Origin of the sequence: Pseudomonas sp. JDS08PS003, from assembly GCF_045013505.1 — a bacterium.
Lineage (GTDB): Bacteria > Pseudomonadota > Gammaproteobacteria > Pseudomonadales > Pseudomonadaceae > Aquipseudomonas > Aquipseudomonas protegens_B.
Genome location: NZ_CP120724.1, coordinates 6,079,912 through 6,095,178, shown reverse-complemented (window position 1 = coordinate 6,095,178; position 15,267 = coordinate 6,079,912). Strand labels below are relative to the sequence as shown.

Genomic DNA, 15,267 nt, shown 5'->3' with positions numbered 1-15,267 from the left:
GGCTCATTCCGGTGGCAGCATCACCCCGATGCAAGCCAGCGCCAGCAGCAGCGCCCCGAGCACGATGAACACATAGTTGATCGGTGTGAAGCGGGCGTTGCTGCGACCCTCGGGATCGCCCGCTGCAGCATTCAGACCCCGCTGGCCGAGCCAGGTGATCCACGCCAGAACGGGCAGCAGCGCCAGACTGGCGATGTCGGTCACCGGGTAGCCGATGTTCTTGCGCGACAGCGCATCCACCACGTTGTTGATGATTAGCCCCACTACAAACAGGGTTGCCAGCTCACCGGGCCGCCAGTCATGACTACGGCCGTCGCGCTTGAGCTGTGCATCGGCTTCGCGGTACAGCGCGTGGGTGAAAAAGATGGCAAAGAAGGCCCGGGCCACCGGCCACAGCTCCTGGCCGCTGGCATGCCTGAATTGATGCCAGTTCTTGTAGGCCCAATACACTTGGTAGATGCCGAAAGTGACGATGTACAGGGTGATGAACTTGACCCGGGACACCACATAGAAGGGCTGTAGCGGCGCTTGGGCATCAGGGGTGACTAGTTCCGCCTTGGGCGGGGCATAGAGGTTGTCAGACACGGGCACTCCTTGGTTGGGTCTGAAGAAGCGGCATTGTTAGCGCCGCTCGGGGGGACGCCTACTGGCATTCAGGCAGGTCTGCGTAGGATGACTCAACGACGCAGCGGATCTGCCGGGCGAAGGTAATGAATATCCCATTCGCTTTCACTGGCCTGAACAAAACCCAGGCGTTGATAAAAACGATTCGAGTCACTGCCACGCAGAGCATCCAGGCGGATCGGCAACTGTTCCAGGGTTGATCGATCAATCAGCGGTTTCAAGGCCTTCTCGCCGATGCCCTGCCCCTGAAAATCAGGCATGACGTACAGGTGCTGCAAAAGCAAATGATCGCTATAGGCTTGGCTCTGAATGAAGCCTACATGCTGTCCGTTGAGACAGATGAATTCGCATCGTTCGCAAGCAAAACTTGCCACAAAGCGTTCTCGGGCGCGCTGCGGGTCGAAGCGTCCGATGCGTTCCAGGCTGTCGCGCATGGCCGTTATACGCATTTTTACTAGGGTTTCCAGATCGTTCACGGTGGTGGCCAGCAATGCAATCGCCGGGCTCATGTGCGGGCAATCCAGGAGTATTGAAAGGCCTTCTCGTCACCTCGATGGCCCCGGCGCCGGTAGCTGGCCAGCTTCGGGGTCGAGCAGTAGGTGCACAGCGGACTGAACTCGACCTGTTCATCATTCACCCCGGCCGCACGCAGCAAGTACAGGGCATAGCGGCTCAGGTCGAACCACAGTGAACCCTCCTGAGTGGGTTGCGGCGGGGTGATCTCGGGCGGCAGCAATGGGGCCGGTTGCTGACGACTCCAGGGGGCCTGCGCTGCGGGCCACAGATGGCCTTGGCTGGCAGACAGGTGATTGACGAAATCCGCGCTGACTTCATAGCAGCAAGGCTTGATCGACGGCCCGATGGCCACGCGCAATTGATGCACGCCGATGCCCCGGGCGGCGAAGTGTTCCAGCACATTGGCAATGATCCCGCCGTGCAGGCCTTTCCAGCCGCCGTGCACCGCTGCCACCCAGGCGCCATCGTGGCTGCTGATCAGCATCGGCAGGCAATCGGCGGTGACCACCGCAATCGGCCGGCTCGAGCGGGTCAGCACCGCGTCGCCGCGAATGATGCCGCTGGGCAGGGTGGTACTGGCTTCGACCACTTCGCCGCTGTGGACCTGGGAGCAGAAGAACAGATTGGCCGGCAGGGCAGCGCCCACGATGGAAAAATCATGACGGATACCGTTTATCTGCTGCAACACACCTGCCTGGAAACTCATCGGGCCTTCGCTCGGTTACCTGGGAATGGCTGCAGAGCATAACGGCATCTGCGGTACTTTTGCTGACAACGACTGGCCCGGGCAGGGTGCCAGACCAGCGGTCGTCCCAGTGCGGGCCCGTCTGCCGGGCGTTTCAGGCGCTCAACGGGATATACAGCTCCACCACGCTGTGGGGATTCATGGGGCCGAGAAAGCGTTCGCCGCTGTACTCGAATTCCAGGGCTTCGATGGGCCGCAGCCCGGCCGCAGGCAGCCACTCGCTGTAGGCGGCGCGGAAGGTTTCCGGCAAGGTTTGCACCGTGCCGTGATGCTCGACCCTGGCGTAGTGGCGGCCGGGGATTTGCAACTCCACCATGCCCGGCACCAAGGGCGCGTCGGCCGCCACCGGCAAGCCGGCTATGTAACGCCAGTGGTCGTCGTCCAGGGGTTGGCAGATACCGTAAGTGCCAACGGGTTCGGCCAGTCGCTGGATCTCCTGCTCCCGGGGTTCGAAGCGTTGCCAGAGTTCAGCGATGGAGCCCGGATCATCCTGCTGCCAGGCCATGCCGATGATCCGCAGCGGCGCCAAGAGCACTTTTTCCGGCGTTTGCGGCGCAGGAATCTGGCGTTGCGGTTGCGCCAGATAGCGTTGCAGATGGCCGAGCACCTTCTGGCTGCGGGCAATCTCGCTTTCCAGATGCCGAGCGTGGTCCTGCAGTGATTGCTGCATGTGCAGCACGCTGTCCAGGCCACCTTGAGCCGCCAGAGCGCGGATGTCTTCCAGGGACATGCCCAGTTGCCGCAGCCAGACGATGCGGCCCAGGGTCACGATCTGCTCCGGGCTGTAGTAGCGATAGCCGTTGTCACGGCCGGTGAGGGCCGGGGTGAACAGGCCGATGCTGTCGTAGTGGCGCAGGGTTTTGGTGGTGAGGCTGTGGCAGCGGGCCATTTGTCCGATGGTGAGCATGGAGCGTCCTTTGGGTGGTGGGGCTGGACGGCAGTCTGAGGGTTTACCCAAGGGCAAGCTCAAGTCCTGGTTCAGGCCGTTCGTTTCCTGAATTGCAGATATGAGGTTCATTTTTAGGCTGGAAGCGGGAATCGTGATTCGTTTGGACACACCAAGCGTGTTCGTCGATTTTGCTGCGGCAGGCAAACCAAGGCGAGTGGGTAGCACAGCATCTAAGCGGTAAATACCCTGGGGATTAGCAATTAAACAAACCTTGAATCAAAGACTTTGTTAACCCACCAACCAGCTACTATCACCCTCTACCAGTGTGCCGCCATGACTGGTGTTGTCTCCTATACGTGCTACTGGCTTGCCCTCAACGGACATTTGCGGTGAGCCGCTCAGGATCACTGCTCCGCAGCTGATACGGTCTCCCACACGAGCAATGGCCCTGCCATTGACCTTAGCTTCACTGGCACCGCTGACGATGTTTCCGCTGTCGTGAATGGGGCAAAAGTGACGGTGACCAACAAGAGCGATCGGCCGCATAGCGCGTGCCTCCTTTACATTAATTGTGTTGTTAGTCTGGAAATAGAGAATCTAAGTATTGGATTCGGGTGGTTGAGCGCTCGGCATTGCAAGTGTTTATGGCTGTTTCATAAGCTAGTGTTCCTGTTTCTATTATGAAAGCTTCGATTTCACATTCTGAGTCTCTGAGAATCGTCCAGGTTTTTTGTGAGTCTTCTAATTTTTTTGTGAGAGAGGCTTTTAGGTCAGGGGCTTTGGTGTATTGGGTTGCTATTCTTTTTTCAAGGTTTTTGTATGAGATTTTTAATGAAGTGTCAGAATCTTTCTTATAATTTGCTGAGCACTCAAAGAAAGCTTGACTGTTCTCGGCGGATTTGCAAGGAATAGCGGCTTGAATTGTATAAGGGAGGCTAAAAGCTATTGTCATCATAAGTTTTAAGGGTGGATATTTTTGTTTAATGATGTTTTTCATTTGTTTCTCCTTAAGTATTCGGCTCTACGTCTCGAAGGCTCATGTTTACTAATATCTGGAGTGTTCTCAATATACTGGATCAAAATGTCAAAATTATTTTTCATTCCTGCAGTCATTGGTTTCCCACCTTTGGTGAAGCCTTGGTAAACAAAGTCAACTAAAACGTCCTGTATTATTGGTGATAATTCCTCCCAAGGAGTTTTTTCCGGAGTTTCTGAGGTCCAGTAATCATAGTTTTTTATTGTTCTTTCTACATATGTTGGATAGATAGTGTTGAATAAATTTATTTGTTGGTCTTGCGTAATTGTACCGATGTCCAATTTGTAGTTAGATACAAAGTCTTTAGCTGATGCTCCTCTGAGTCCATGAGCTTTTGCTATTTTCTTAGCTTGTGCTGGAGGGATTTCGGATGAAATCATATGGCTATATATTTCATCCTCACTTCTGAAGCCCATGTCGTAGCCTCGACCTAAAGTGACACCAGATAAGTCATTTCCGGGCCAGTGTATTACACGACTAAAGTAGATAGAGCTTGGTTCATCATTACCTTCACCATCAAACGTTAATTTCCCTGCCGTAACTATCGGTGAGAAGGCTTCAAAACATCCAGCCAACCCAATTGGATGAAAGTGATAAACCTTGGCATCCTGCGGCAACCCTAGTGACTTGGCCACTACGCTCCACCACTGCAACATTTGCACACTTGGCTTTTCCGCCTCGAGTGCATGTTGGGCAACTTTACCCAGCCCCGCGGCAATTTCATCAAGCATGCCAAAACGATCTGCCCAAGAAGGAACATGCCAAGCATTGACATGGTAGGCAATCATGCCGCCGAGGCGGGCGGCCACTACGCGGTTATTTAATGCGGTATCCAGTTCCTTCTCGCTTAGGTGGCCGTCGCCGTCGGTATCAACTAACTCCCTGACTTTGCTGAAGAACGGTGTTTCCTTTGGCCGCAGACCTCTGAGGATATAGCTGAGATACGCTTGTGCACCGCCTTCCCACCAGCACCCACTAGCACTGCTACTGGCATCTACCACTTCGAAACCGCGCCAATGCCAGGGGCTGCAAAGATGGTCGATTTCAGGAACCCAACCTTTTAGTCCCTGAATGTTCACCTGGTACCAACGCTGCCCCGCATTGTCGATGTTGGTCTGCAAGCCCGCGAGAGGGAGGGTCAGGTTATCTGGCAGGCAGAGCAACGCTTCGGCTTCAGCTTTGGGCTGGCTATTTATGCTTTCGCCTTTGCGCAGCGCCAACAGGTTCCATTGCTCCTTGGGTGTGTCTTCAACCCAGTTGCGGCAGAGATAGATGAAGCGGGGTACATCGTCTGCGCTGAAGACTTCAAGATGCATTAAAGGTGAAGAGGCGGGCTGTTCTCCGATTAGTCCGGCCTGTGATGAGACGCCCTCGCCGAGGTGACCGATCAGTGCACCGGCCTTGAGGCGAATGGGTGAGGAAGGTTGGATGATGAGGTCGTAATCTTGGTCTTTCAATGCACGAACTTCGTCTTCCAGTTCTTCGAGGAACACCCAGCCTTTTTCAGCAGGGGTCTCCACGGATGCCCCCGCTGGTGAAACTTCGAGGGTGCCCTTCAGTACTTGCCTGATGCGCCTCCATTTCCTGTTTGGTGAGTGTTCGCCGACTTCAATGACTGAGTCGCGAGGAGCCAGCCCCAGTAATGTGCTTCGTGAAGTTGGTTTTTCACGAATGTTCAGCCCTAGTAGGGGTGGGTTTTTTGCGACCCATGTATCGGTTGCTTTTGCTCCAACCTGATGGGTCGATGGCCACCATGCAGGGACTGAACGAGTTGGCTCATTTGCATAACTGGCAGCATCTGCCAAGTGCATGTAGAGGCTGTAATAGGTCAAGGTCGGCCGCGCCGCTGCAGCTGCACATTGGCGTTGGTAATCGGCTTGGGCCGCTTTGGCGTCGAGCACGGCTTGGAGCTGATCTGGGTGGGGAGTGCAGGCGCTGACAAGTTCGCGCGAGAGGGGGTGGCCGGCCAGGCGTGCGAGCCTTATACCTTGTGGTACTTCTCCCAATGCACTTATGGGTATCCAAGCATCGGCAACTGGCTGTGCCAGCCAGTGCACTTTCTCTCCGGTAACTTGGCCGATCAGAACCCAATCGCGTCTCAACTCCAGCAGTTTGACCCGTGTTCCCAGCGGTAACCAGCCGACGCTTGGGCCGAAGGGGTATTCAGCCAGACGAACGCCATATTCGAGTACTCGTTTTTCGGTCGCGGGCGCCTCTGATGATGGAACTGAGGGGGGTTGCAGGCTATGGCGCATCAGAACGAAGCCAGTGGAGAGGGGGCGTTTTGCCGGAACTGCAGAGGTAAGGCTTGCGTCTGGATAATGACGATTGATGCGATACGCCACTATTTCTCCATCGGCGAGACACATGACACCGCTGCTTTGTTCAAAACGGTTGGCGGTACCGCTGGTGAAATGAATGCCCCCGTGGAAGAAACCGTTGCTGCCCAGCGGATAGTGGCCACCCTCGGCGCCCGCTAAACCTTCATATGCTGGTTGCGGGTCGGTGAAGCGCTTACTTTCCTGATTTTTGAAGGGGTATCCGATATGTGCACTTGGCTTCAAGGGTTTTGGCATGACCAATGACCTCCGTGGCAGCTCAGCGGTTGAAGCTCCATGACCATGGCTGCTGGTTGAGAGCTGCTGTTTCGAGTTCAGCGTTGATGATGAACGGGTTGCCTTTGCCATCTCCCAGGTGAACGAGAGGACCTTTGAGGTTGATTGCTACACCTTCGAGAGTGATGCCGCTGGCGTCCATGGTGATGGTTCCGCCCGGTCCTCGTAGCACCAGGCGTTCGCTGGTTTGCAGGTGATAAGTACGGGTCTTGGTGTCGATACCATGTCCCACATCAAGACGGAGCTGGCCTTGTATTGTTTGTGCAAGGTCACCGCCAATGTTCATGTCGTGGTTGGCGCGAGTGCTGTCGAAGCGGTTGTTCCCAACGTCTTCCCGCCGATCCTTGGCTGTTCGGATGCTGTGGTTGCGACCAACAAACAGGGAGTCGTCCTGGCCAATGTCGTGGTGTCGGTCCCGGCCTAAAGTGAGTTTTTCATCCTGGCCGACTGTTTCCAGCCGGTCGCGGCCGACGCCTAGACTCTCGTCGTTTTCTACCCGCTCGCTGCGGTCGTGGCCGACGAAAGTGGTCTCGTCATTTTTGATATGTAAGTTCTGATCTTTTTGCGCGTGGAGATAGATTTCTTCTTGGCCGGCTTTGTCTTCAATGCGCAACTCGTTGAAGCCCTTGCCACCAAGACTGCTATTGCTCTTGAACACGCTGCGGGTTTTATGTGCTGGCAGTTCATAGGGCACGGGGTTGGCGCTGTTGGGTATACAGCCGGTGATCAGGGGTTTGTCCGGATCACCCTCCAGGAAGCTGACCAGCACCTCCATGCCGATGCGTGGAATCACTACTTGGCCATATCTGGGGCCGGCCCAGCTGGAGGCCACTCGCACCCAGCAACTGCTCTTGGCATCGTGCTTTCCCTCCCGGTCCCAATGAAACTGCACCTTGACCCTTCCATATTGATCGCAGTGTATTTCCTCATTTTCGGGACCTGTGACAATCGCCGTCTGGCTGGCCAACTGTGGTTTTGGGGGCGGTGCAGGGGGGCGGTAGAAAGTGTCCCATGGGATTGCTTCAAAGCGGTTTTGGTAACCCGGGAGAAGGTCCGGTGAGTCTTGTGTTTGAGTCGGCATTGCCTCCTCAAGAACCTGTGGCTGTTGGCCCTGATGCTCAATCCCAGTTAGTAGCCACAAGTCGTTCCAGGTTGGTTCAGGATGGTTTTGCAGTTTGACGAAATGACCACTTACCAGGGCTGGCTGATCGCTCTCGCCAGTGACCATCCTGTAGTCACTACGATGATGCTCCAAGGCTCGTTCACTCAGACGTTTCCCATCATCTCGATGGGTGAAGCGTCCCGGGTAGCCGTAATCCTCCAAGTCAGGCTGCAGGGTTTGTTGTTCCGGGTGGTGTCTCGACTCCAGCAATAGTCGTGATTTTTTGAAGTCGTAGTCACGACGAGTGGTGCGACTGGTGCGGGTTTCCAGGCGCAGGTCAAAGCGAGTGATCACCGGTTGTTCTGCTACCAGGCCACTTCCCGCTTGAAAAATGGTGGCTTCAGGGAGGCGGGGGAGCGAAGCCTGATGATCACCGAATGACAGCACATTTCCCGCACGGCTATGACGGAAGTGGAAGTGAATGCCTTCCTCGTGACACAGGCGCTGTATGAATTGCAGGTCAGACTCGTGGTACTGCACGCAGTACTCACGCTCAAGGTAGTTGCTGTTCAACTGGAATTGGTAGGCATCGCCCAGGATGCCGTGCTCCTCAAGAATGTGGGCGATGATTGTGGGGACTGACAGGTGTTGGAAAATGCGTTGGTTGATTCGGTGTTTGAGATAGGCCAGATGCGGCTTCAGAGTCAGGTTGTATTGATGCAGGCGCTTGCCCCGGGCGCCTTGTTGAACTTGATAAATCAGTCCATGAATAACGTGGTTACGATCACTGAAAGTCAAATAGGCCGATCGGTGGAGCAGTTGTTCCAGATTCAAGTCCGGGCGTTCGCTGACCAGTTCCACATCGAAGGTATAAGGGCGGCTAATGTATTCCTGACCGGTAAAGGATACGACCCGCAGGTCGTGTTGGAAGTCATTGATCAATAGCTGGAAGTGAGGCTGGTTGGCTGGGCTGAACATCCGATGTTCCTCGATTTCAAATCCTTGAAATGGCTTTGAAGCGGGTTACGGCATTGCTTTGATAAGCAGACGAAAGGGTGGACCCATGGGGCTTTAATAACCACCTGGCGCTGTTAATTCAGCCGTATCTGAATGCTCTGGAAGAAAAGGCGTACCTATTTTCTGCGCACCAATCACGTTATCCGTTGTATTGACCGTTCTTCAGCCACAGTCTTTCGCCATCTCATTGGTCGCGCTCTACCCCTTTCCTTGATAAAGCGGCTGGCCAGCCTCGGTCGCATGTTGTCTTTTGTCAGGCAAAAGACAACATCCCGAGTATCTGTAAGGTTGTGCGCAAGCCCGAAGTGCTCAGCGCAGTGGATGATGTCCAGGCTCAGGACGACTTGGTCGGCTTGATCAGGCTCTCGGCGGGAATGCCGAACAGCTGGTGCAGTTTCCAGATCATGGGCAGGGTCAGCGCGCGCTTGCCGTTGAGCACTTCGTAGACGCGGTTGGTGCGGCCGATGGCGGGGGCCAGGTCGGCGGCAGACAACCCGGATTGTTCCATGCGGAACTTGATCGCCTCGATCGGGTTGGGCAGGTCCAGGGGAAACTGTTTGGCTTCGTAAGCCTCGATCAGGGTGATCATCACGTCGAAGTAATCGCCTTCAGGTGTTCCGGGCTGCGGTTCGTTGTCGAACAGGGGCGAGACGCTTTTCAGCGCGGCGCGGTAGTCCTGGTCGGTGTGGATAGGGCGGATGTTCATCTGGGTTACTCCATGTCTGCGCTGTCGGCATCAATGGCGTCGTACTGCCGGTGGGTGCCTACGAACTTGATGTACAGCGCGCCGAAACGATAGGCCACGGCAACGACCAGCCGATACTCGTTGCCCTTGATGTTGAAGACCACCCTGCGGCTTTTGAGAATGCTTGCGTTGCGATACTGCTCCTTGATCTGCGCAGGGTTGGACCACTCGGCATTCCTTGCTTCATCGATCCAAGCCAGTAAAGGCTGCTCTGCATCCGGGTACTTCTCCCAGAAGGCCTTCAACTGACTGACTGCAATAATTCTCATGGCGCGATCCTAGTCCCGTCATGGGACTTAAACAAGTCACCAAGTGCATCAGGCGATGTACGGGCAGATCGCTGGATCTGCCCGCGCAGGCGACGTCGGCTCGGTGACGATCAGGTCATGCAGAGAGCGTGGCGTGCACGTCGTCCATCAGTGCCTTGCCCATCTCTGCCAGGTAGTGTGCCGCCCAAGCATAGCGGTCGCACCGGGGCTCCATGGCCGCCTCCAGGGTGAATTGCTTTGCCAGATGCAACAGGGTCGAGGCGTGTTCCAGGGCGTCGTTGATCGGCACGTCGGCATTCACCCGAAACAGCGGATACGAGTGTTCGCCGCAGTGGGAAAAGCGGATTTCACCGAGGGTAGTCAGGGGCGATTGAGTGGTCATCGGGCACCTCCGGTTTTGTGTGACGGGAGGTGTTGGGGAAGCAGATTGCAGAAGCAGTTCATGGTCACGACTCCTTGATTCGAAGGACCGTCACCGTCTGCCGCCAAGCAGATCAGGGTGGCGGATTGCGCAGGATTGGCGGACCGGGAATCAAGGAACCGGCGAACCCGAAGGTTCTCCCACGCAACCCGCCATAACGCAGGTATGCGGGCGCAAAAAAAGCGCCTGCATGATTGGTGGGGGCGCTGTTGCGCCTCGATTCTATCAGGCCGCCAAGCCTGTTCGCTGATTTTGCAGCGACGGTCGAACCATAGGTTGGAGGAGGGGGAGTCGCAACGGCATTACTGCGACATTTTGTGAACCGCTCCTGTAGCCGCTGCCGCAGGCTGCGAACGGTCGCAGCGACTCCCTGGCGCCGAAGGCCCTTCGGTCCTTGTCGCAGCCTGCGGCAGCGGCTACAGAGGTTGTGCCAGCACCTCTCGAAATACATCGGGCCTGAGCATTGCGATATGCAGCAATGAACGGGCAGCTCCAGAAGGCGAGCGCCGACCTTGCTCCCACTCTTGAAGGGTCCTTACCGACACGCCAAGCAGTTGCGCAAATTTGGGTTGCGACAACCCGGTTTTACCGCGCGCTTCGGCGGCCTTGGTGATCGGAATGCTATGGGTATGGCCATGCCGGCCGGCTTTGACATCGATGATCGCGTCCAGAAGCTCCTGGCCGATATTGCGCTTGGCATCGCGCTCCAATAGTTCTTTTTCAGTAAGGGGCATGATTCATCTCCTTCGCAATTCTGCGTAGAACAGGTGCTGGAATGTTTTCGGTAGCGCCTTTGCCATAGATCACCAGCGCAACCAGGGCTCCGCATGCGAGCTGGGTGGTATGGATGACCCGCACCGAGCCACTTTTTCCACGTCCATCAACGCTCCATCTGATTTTCCTGCAACCGCCAGAACCCGGGATGACAACGCCGGGCTCTGGGTCGCTGGCAAGAAATGTCATGAACGCTCCACGCTCTTCTTCGGACCAGTAATCGGGCCAGAGTCTGGAAAACAGCGGAGATTCTATGATCGCCAGCATGCGGGAGGGTTTTACGTCTTTGACGTACCTTGCGGCAATGGTGGGTGCTAGGAGATGACTCCTGAAAGATTAAGAACGTGGAGTTGCAACTCCAATGAGCGGAGTCCTGATTTCCAGTCAGCCCATTCGTTTTCTTGTGTGTGATCCATGCCCCCGATGTCACCTTTTGCATGACCTGAAACCCGGGCAACTCTGCTCAGGGCGGTTCCATGATTCGAAGCCGCTCACTCAACCCTCCAACACCTTCGCCATTTCACTGGTCGCCGCCCAACCCAGCCCCTGATACAGCGGCTTGCCAGCCTCAGTCGCATGCAGCACCGCAAAGCCCAGCCCGCGCTGGCTGAACTCGGCCTCTGCCAGTTTCATCAGCGCCGAAGCCAGGCCGCGCCGCCGGTAGGCCGGTTCGACGTAGACGTTGAGCACGTAGCCGCGTTGATCCTGGGTCGGATGGGAAGGGTGGGGCGGCCAGTCGATGCTCATCAGGCCGATGCTGGCCACGCTCTGCTCGGCGTCCATCAGGGCGAAGCCGTAGTAGCGGCCGTCCTCCAGGCGTTCACGCAACCAGGGGTGAAAGTGCTCGGTCATTACTTGCAAGGTGCAGAGATCCTTACCCGCATCGAGAAACATCGCCTGGCGATGGCGGCAGATCAGTTCAAGGTCCTGGGGCGTCAGGCGTCGTGGACTCAGGCCTGGGATATCTAGGTCGGCTGCAATTTCGTTCATCGTCGGTTCCTCGGTGGACAGGGACGATGCTAGGGCAGATCCCCCGGCCGGGTCAGACACAGACCGCCGCAAAATTTTGCATACAGCGTCGTTGTTTCCCGCCCACAAAAAAGGGCCAGCCTCACGGCCAGCCCTCGGGTTCATCCGATTACTCTCAATCCCCCAGCGCTTCCCCTTCACGCCGTGGATCGGCGCCGCCGGCCCAGGAGGCCTTGCCCTGGGCATCACGCACGCGAACGATGGCCTGGGTGCCGCTGGTCATGTCGATCTCGTTGACCTCATGCCCCTGAGCTTGCAGTGCCTGTTTCAGCGCCGGGCTGAACTGGCCTTTCTCCAGTTCGGTGGGGCCATTGCGGCTGCCGAAGTTGGGCAGGCCGACGGCGGTTTGCGGGTCGAGGTTCCAGTCGAGCATGCCCACCAGCGACTTGGCCACGTACTCGATGATCTGCGAGCCGCCGGGGGAGCCGACGCTGGCCAGCAGTTCACCGCTGGCGCGGTCGAAGACCAGGGTCGGCGCCATGGACGAGCGCGGGCGCTTGCCCGGTTCGACGCGGTTGGCCACCGGCTGGCCATTTTCCTCGGGGATGAAGGAGAAGTCGGTCATCTGGTTGTTGAGCATGAAGCCCTGGACCATCAGGTGCGAGCCGAACGCCGCCTCCACGGTGGTGGTCATCGATACGGCGCCGCCCAGGTCATCCACTGCCACCACTTGCGAGGTGGAGATGCGCATTGGCGAACGGTCCGGTGCGTAGGCCACCTGGATGCCCTGGGGCTTGCCCGGTTCGGCCTTGCCCATGCTGCGTTCGCCAATCAGCGCGGCGCGTTTGGCCAGGTAGTCCGGGGCGATCAGGCCGGCCACCGGCACTGGCACAAAATCGCTGTCGGCCACGTACAGGCCACGGTCGGCATAGGCCAGGCGCTCGGCTTCGGCGATCAGGTGTACCGCTTGTGGCGCTGGCTCCAGGCCGGCGGGCAGGTTGGTTTTCTGCGGTTTGAGGTTGGCCAGGGTGTAGCGCGGGTCGCGCTGTTCCAGGGCCTGCAGGGTGCCGAGAATCTGCGCCACCGCCACGCCGCCGGAAGAGGGCGGCGGCATGCCGCACACCTGCCAGCGCTTGTAGTCGCTGCACAGCGGTGCGCGTTCCTTGGCGCGGTAGCCTTGCAGGTCGTTGAGCGACAGGCTGCCGGGGTTGGCGTGGCCCTGGACCTTGGCGACGATTTCTGCGGCCACCGGGCCTTTGTACAGAGCGTCCGGACCTTCCTTGGCGATGCGCTTGAGCACCGCGGCCAGTGGCGGGTTCTTCAGCAGGGTGCCCACGGCTTTTGGCGTGCCGTCGGCATTCAGGAAGTACGCGGCCATGTCCGGCGAGCGCGCCAGGAACGGATCGGCGCTGATCATGGTGTGCAGCCGTGGCGAGATGGCGAAGCCTTGCTCGGCCAGGCGGATCGCCGGTTCGAACAATTGTGCCCAAGGCAGGCGGCCGTGTTTCTGGTGGGCCATTTCCAGGGCGCGCAGCACGCCTGGGGTGCCCACCGAGCGTCCACCGATCTGCGCCTGAGGGAAGGCCATGGGCTTGCCGTCCGCCTGCAGGAAGAGCTGCTCGGTGGCGCCGGCCGGCGCGGTTTCCCGACCGTCATAAGTGCGCACGGCCTTGCCGTCCCAGAGCACGATCATCACGCCGCCGCCAATCCCCGAGGACTGTGGTTCCACCAGCGTCAGCACCGCTTGCATGGCAATCGCCGCGTCGATGGCCGAGCCACCTTTGCGCAGCATCTCGCGCCCGGCTTCGGCGGCCAGGGGGTTGGCGGCGGCCGCCATGTGTTTGTCGGCGTGCCGGGTCTGCATGTCGCTGCGGTAGCCCGAGGCGATCTCCGGGGCGGCGGGCAGGGCGCTGGAAGAGGGCGGGTTGTTGCAGGCGCTGAGGCTGAGGGCGGCGGCGAGCAGGCTGAGGCGGGCCAGCCGGTGGTGACGCGGATGGAAGATCGAGAACACGCGTTGAGCTCCGTTCACTGGGAAATGAGGTGTCGTCCGTGGGGGGAATGTACAGCAGTGGCGCTGGCAGTTGGACCCCGAACGCGGTTCAGGGGCGTGCTGGCCATGGAAGCGGCAAGGTGACATGAAACGGCGATCTCCCCTGTTCACGGGGTCGCAGCCACTGTCGCACTCGATCACCGCTTGATCTGAGTCAGGGTAACTGGGGACTGTTGGGCACATGGTGCAGCAAACCATAAGCCTGATGAGAGGACGCCATGCACCGTTGTAAGTGGTTACTTGTGTTCGGATTGCTGTTGGGGGGCGAGGTACGGGGGGAAACCCCCAGTGAACCGATCTTGCCGATACAGCCGGCGAAGATTACCGATGTGGACAAGGTGGAGCTGGGCAAGCAATTGTTCTTCGATCCACGGTTATCCAAGTCCGGTTTCATTTCCTGCAACTCCTGCCACAACCTGAGCATGGGCGGCAGCGACAACCTGCCCACCTCCATCGGCCACAACTGGCACCAGGGGCCGATCAACTCGCCCACCGTGCTCAACTCCGGATTGAGCTTCGCCCAGTACTGGGATGGCCGTGCGGCCACGCTCCAGGAACAGGCCAGCGGCCCGATCACCAACCCGGGGGAGATGGGCTTCACCCATGAGTTGGCGGTGGACGTGCTGCGTTCCATTCCCCAATACCGGGCCTCTTTCAAGCACGTGTATGGCAACGATGAGATCAAGTTCGAGGACGCCACCAACGCCATTGCCGCGTTCGAAGACACTCTGGTGACGCCCAATGCGCCGTTCGACCGCTGGCTCAAGGGCGACAAGGCGGCGATCAGCCCGACGGCGCTCAAGGGCTATCAACTGTTCAAGTCCATTGGCTGCGTGGCTTGCCACAACGGTGAGGCGGTGGGCGGCGGCTCGTTCCAGAAGATGGGCATGATCGAACCCTATGTCACCCAGAACCCGGCCCAGGGCGTGGCCGGGCTGACCGGAAAGGATGCCGACCGCATGCTGTTCAAGGTTCCGACCTTGCGCAACGTGGCGCTGACTTACCCCTACTTTCACGATGGCGCCTACTGGAAGCTGGAAGAGGCAGTGGACGTGATGGCCCGCCTGCAATTGGGGCGCAAACTGGGCGATGAGGAGATCCAGCAGATCGTGGCGTTCCTCGAGACCCTGACCGGTGATCAGCCGGACTTCAAGCTGCCGATCCTGCCGCCATCCTCGGCGCAGACACCGCGTCCGCAACCGTTCAACTGAGCGAAAAAAAACCGCGGCTTGCTGCGGTTTTTTTAGCCCGACGTTCTGGGTCAGCCCTGCTTGTCCCCGGTGGCGCAATTGAACCGGTCATCGATGGTGTGGCCAGGCGAGGGTTCTAAGTCGCCGGGGCTGCGGCAGCTTTCGGCGCGTTGCCAGCGCTGGGGACAAGAACCCATCGAATAGGGGGACTGGTCCCTGAATACAGGGGCTGGCGGTTTATGACGTCCCAGGGCGCGCGCAACACTGGCCATTGCGGGCCAGCGCTGCGCACAGTCTGCCAAGTC

At 58.1% G+C, this 15,267-nt stretch carries 16 protein-coding genes; 1 reads left to right on the top strand and 15 read right to left on the bottom strand.

What is annotated here, in order from left to right:
- Nucleotides 1–3: 3 nt before the first annotated feature.
- The 15 genes from P7C00_RS27145 to ggt form a co-directional block, all read right to left on the bottom strand.
- Nucleotides 4–585 (bottom strand): DUF4234 domain-containing protein, encoded by a 582-nt coding sequence (locus P7C00_RS27145; RefSeq protein ID WP_346633788.1) that lies wholly within the window; start codon nucleotides 583–585, stop codon nucleotides 4–6.
- 92 nt (nucleotides 586–677) lie between these two features.
- Complete coding sequence (locus tag P7C00_RS27140; protein ID WP_346633789.1) at nucleotides 678–1,133, bottom strand: GNAT family N-acetyltransferase; 456 nt, start codon at nucleotides 1,131–1,133, stop codon at nucleotides 678–680.
- Nucleotides 1,130–1,846, bottom strand: coding sequence for a polyphenol oxidase family protein (locus P7C00_RS27135; RefSeq protein ID WP_404937660.1), 717 nt, complete (start codon nucleotides 1,844–1,846; stop codon nucleotides 1,130–1,132). Before P7C00_RS27135 ends, P7C00_RS27140 begins: the two co-directional genes overlap by 4 nt.
- A gap of 133 nt (nucleotides 1,847–1,979) precedes the next feature.
- Nucleotides 1,980–2,792 (bottom strand): effector binding domain-containing protein, encoded by an 813-nt coding sequence (locus P7C00_RS27130; RefSeq protein ID WP_404937659.1) that lies wholly within the window; start codon nucleotides 2,790–2,792, stop codon nucleotides 1,980–1,982.
- 270 nt (nucleotides 2,793–3,062) lie between these two features.
- Nucleotides 3,063–3,320, bottom strand: a complete 258-nt coding sequence (locus P7C00_RS27125; protein ID WP_404937658.1) for a PAAR domain-containing protein — start codon at nucleotides 3,318–3,320, stop codon at nucleotides 3,063–3,065.
- 31 nt (nucleotides 3,321–3,351) lie between these two features.
- Nucleotides 3,352–3,771: a lysozyme inhibitor LprI family protein gene (locus P7C00_RS27120; RefSeq protein WP_404937657.1), complete on the bottom strand. Its 420-nt coding sequence runs from the start codon at nucleotides 3,769–3,771 to the stop codon at nucleotides 3,352–3,354.
- Nucleotides 3,768–6,386 carry a pesticin C-terminus-like muramidase gene (locus P7C00_RS27115; RefSeq protein ID WP_404937656.1) on the bottom strand — a complete coding sequence of 873 codons (2,619 nt, stop codon included), beginning with the start codon at nucleotides 6,384–6,386 and terminating at the stop codon, nucleotides 3,768–3,770. Before P7C00_RS27115 ends, P7C00_RS27120 begins: the two co-directional genes overlap by 4 nt.
- 22 nt (nucleotides 6,387–6,408) lie before the next feature.
- On the bottom strand, nucleotides 6,409–8,505 hold the full coding sequence (locus P7C00_RS27110) for a type VI secretion system tip protein VgrG (protein WP_404937655.1): 2,097 nt from the start codon (nucleotides 8,503–8,505) through the stop codon (nucleotides 6,409–6,411).
- Nucleotides 8,506–8,878: 373 nt separating this feature from the next.
- Nucleotides 8,879–9,250, bottom strand: a complete 372-nt coding sequence (locus P7C00_RS27105; protein ID WP_325985220.1) for a helix-turn-helix domain-containing protein — start codon at nucleotides 9,248–9,250, stop codon at nucleotides 8,879–8,881.
- A 5-nt stretch (nucleotides 9,251–9,255) separates the two neighbouring features.
- Nucleotides 9,256–9,558 (bottom strand): type II toxin-antitoxin system HigB family toxin, encoded by a 303-nt coding sequence (locus P7C00_RS27100; protein WP_041119868.1) that lies wholly within the window; start codon nucleotides 9,556–9,558, stop codon nucleotides 9,256–9,258.
- Nucleotides 9,559–9,673: 115 nt separating this feature from the next.
- Nucleotides 9,674–9,940, bottom strand: coding sequence for a DUF3077 domain-containing protein (locus P7C00_RS27095; RefSeq protein ID WP_041119867.1), 267 nt, complete (start codon nucleotides 9,938–9,940; stop codon nucleotides 9,674–9,676).
- Nucleotides 9,941–10,395: 455 nt separating this feature from the next.
- Nucleotides 10,396–10,713, bottom strand: a complete 318-nt coding sequence (locus tag P7C00_RS27090) for a DNA-binding transcriptional regulator (RefSeq protein ID WP_077934764.1) — start codon at nucleotides 10,711–10,713, stop codon at nucleotides 10,396–10,398.
- Nucleotides 10,700–10,942 (bottom strand): hypothetical protein, encoded by a 243-nt coding sequence (locus tag P7C00_RS27085; RefSeq protein WP_346633792.1) that lies wholly within the window; start codon nucleotides 10,940–10,942, stop codon nucleotides 10,700–10,702. Before P7C00_RS27085 ends, P7C00_RS27090 begins: the two co-directional genes overlap by 14 nt.
- A gap of 306 nt (nucleotides 10,943–11,248) precedes the next feature.
- Nucleotides 11,249–11,743, bottom strand: coding sequence for a GNAT family N-acetyltransferase (locus P7C00_RS27080; protein ID WP_404937654.1), 495 nt, complete (start codon nucleotides 11,741–11,743; stop codon nucleotides 11,249–11,251).
- A gap of 154 nt (nucleotides 11,744–11,897) precedes the next feature.
- On the bottom strand, nucleotides 11,898–13,733 hold the full coding sequence (gene ggt, locus P7C00_RS27075) for a gamma-glutamyltransferase (RefSeq protein ID WP_404937653.1): 1,836 nt from the start codon (nucleotides 13,731–13,733) through the stop codon (nucleotides 11,898–11,900).
- Nucleotides 13,734–13,990: 257 nt separating this feature from the next.
- Here ggt and P7C00_RS27070 point away from each other — a divergent pair, with 257 nt between their 5' ends.
- Entirely contained in the window at nucleotides 13,991–14,983 is a 993-nt protein-coding gene (locus P7C00_RS27070) for a cytochrome-c peroxidase (RefSeq protein WP_346633795.1), read from the top strand.
- Nucleotides 14,984–15,267 lie beyond the last annotated feature (284 nt).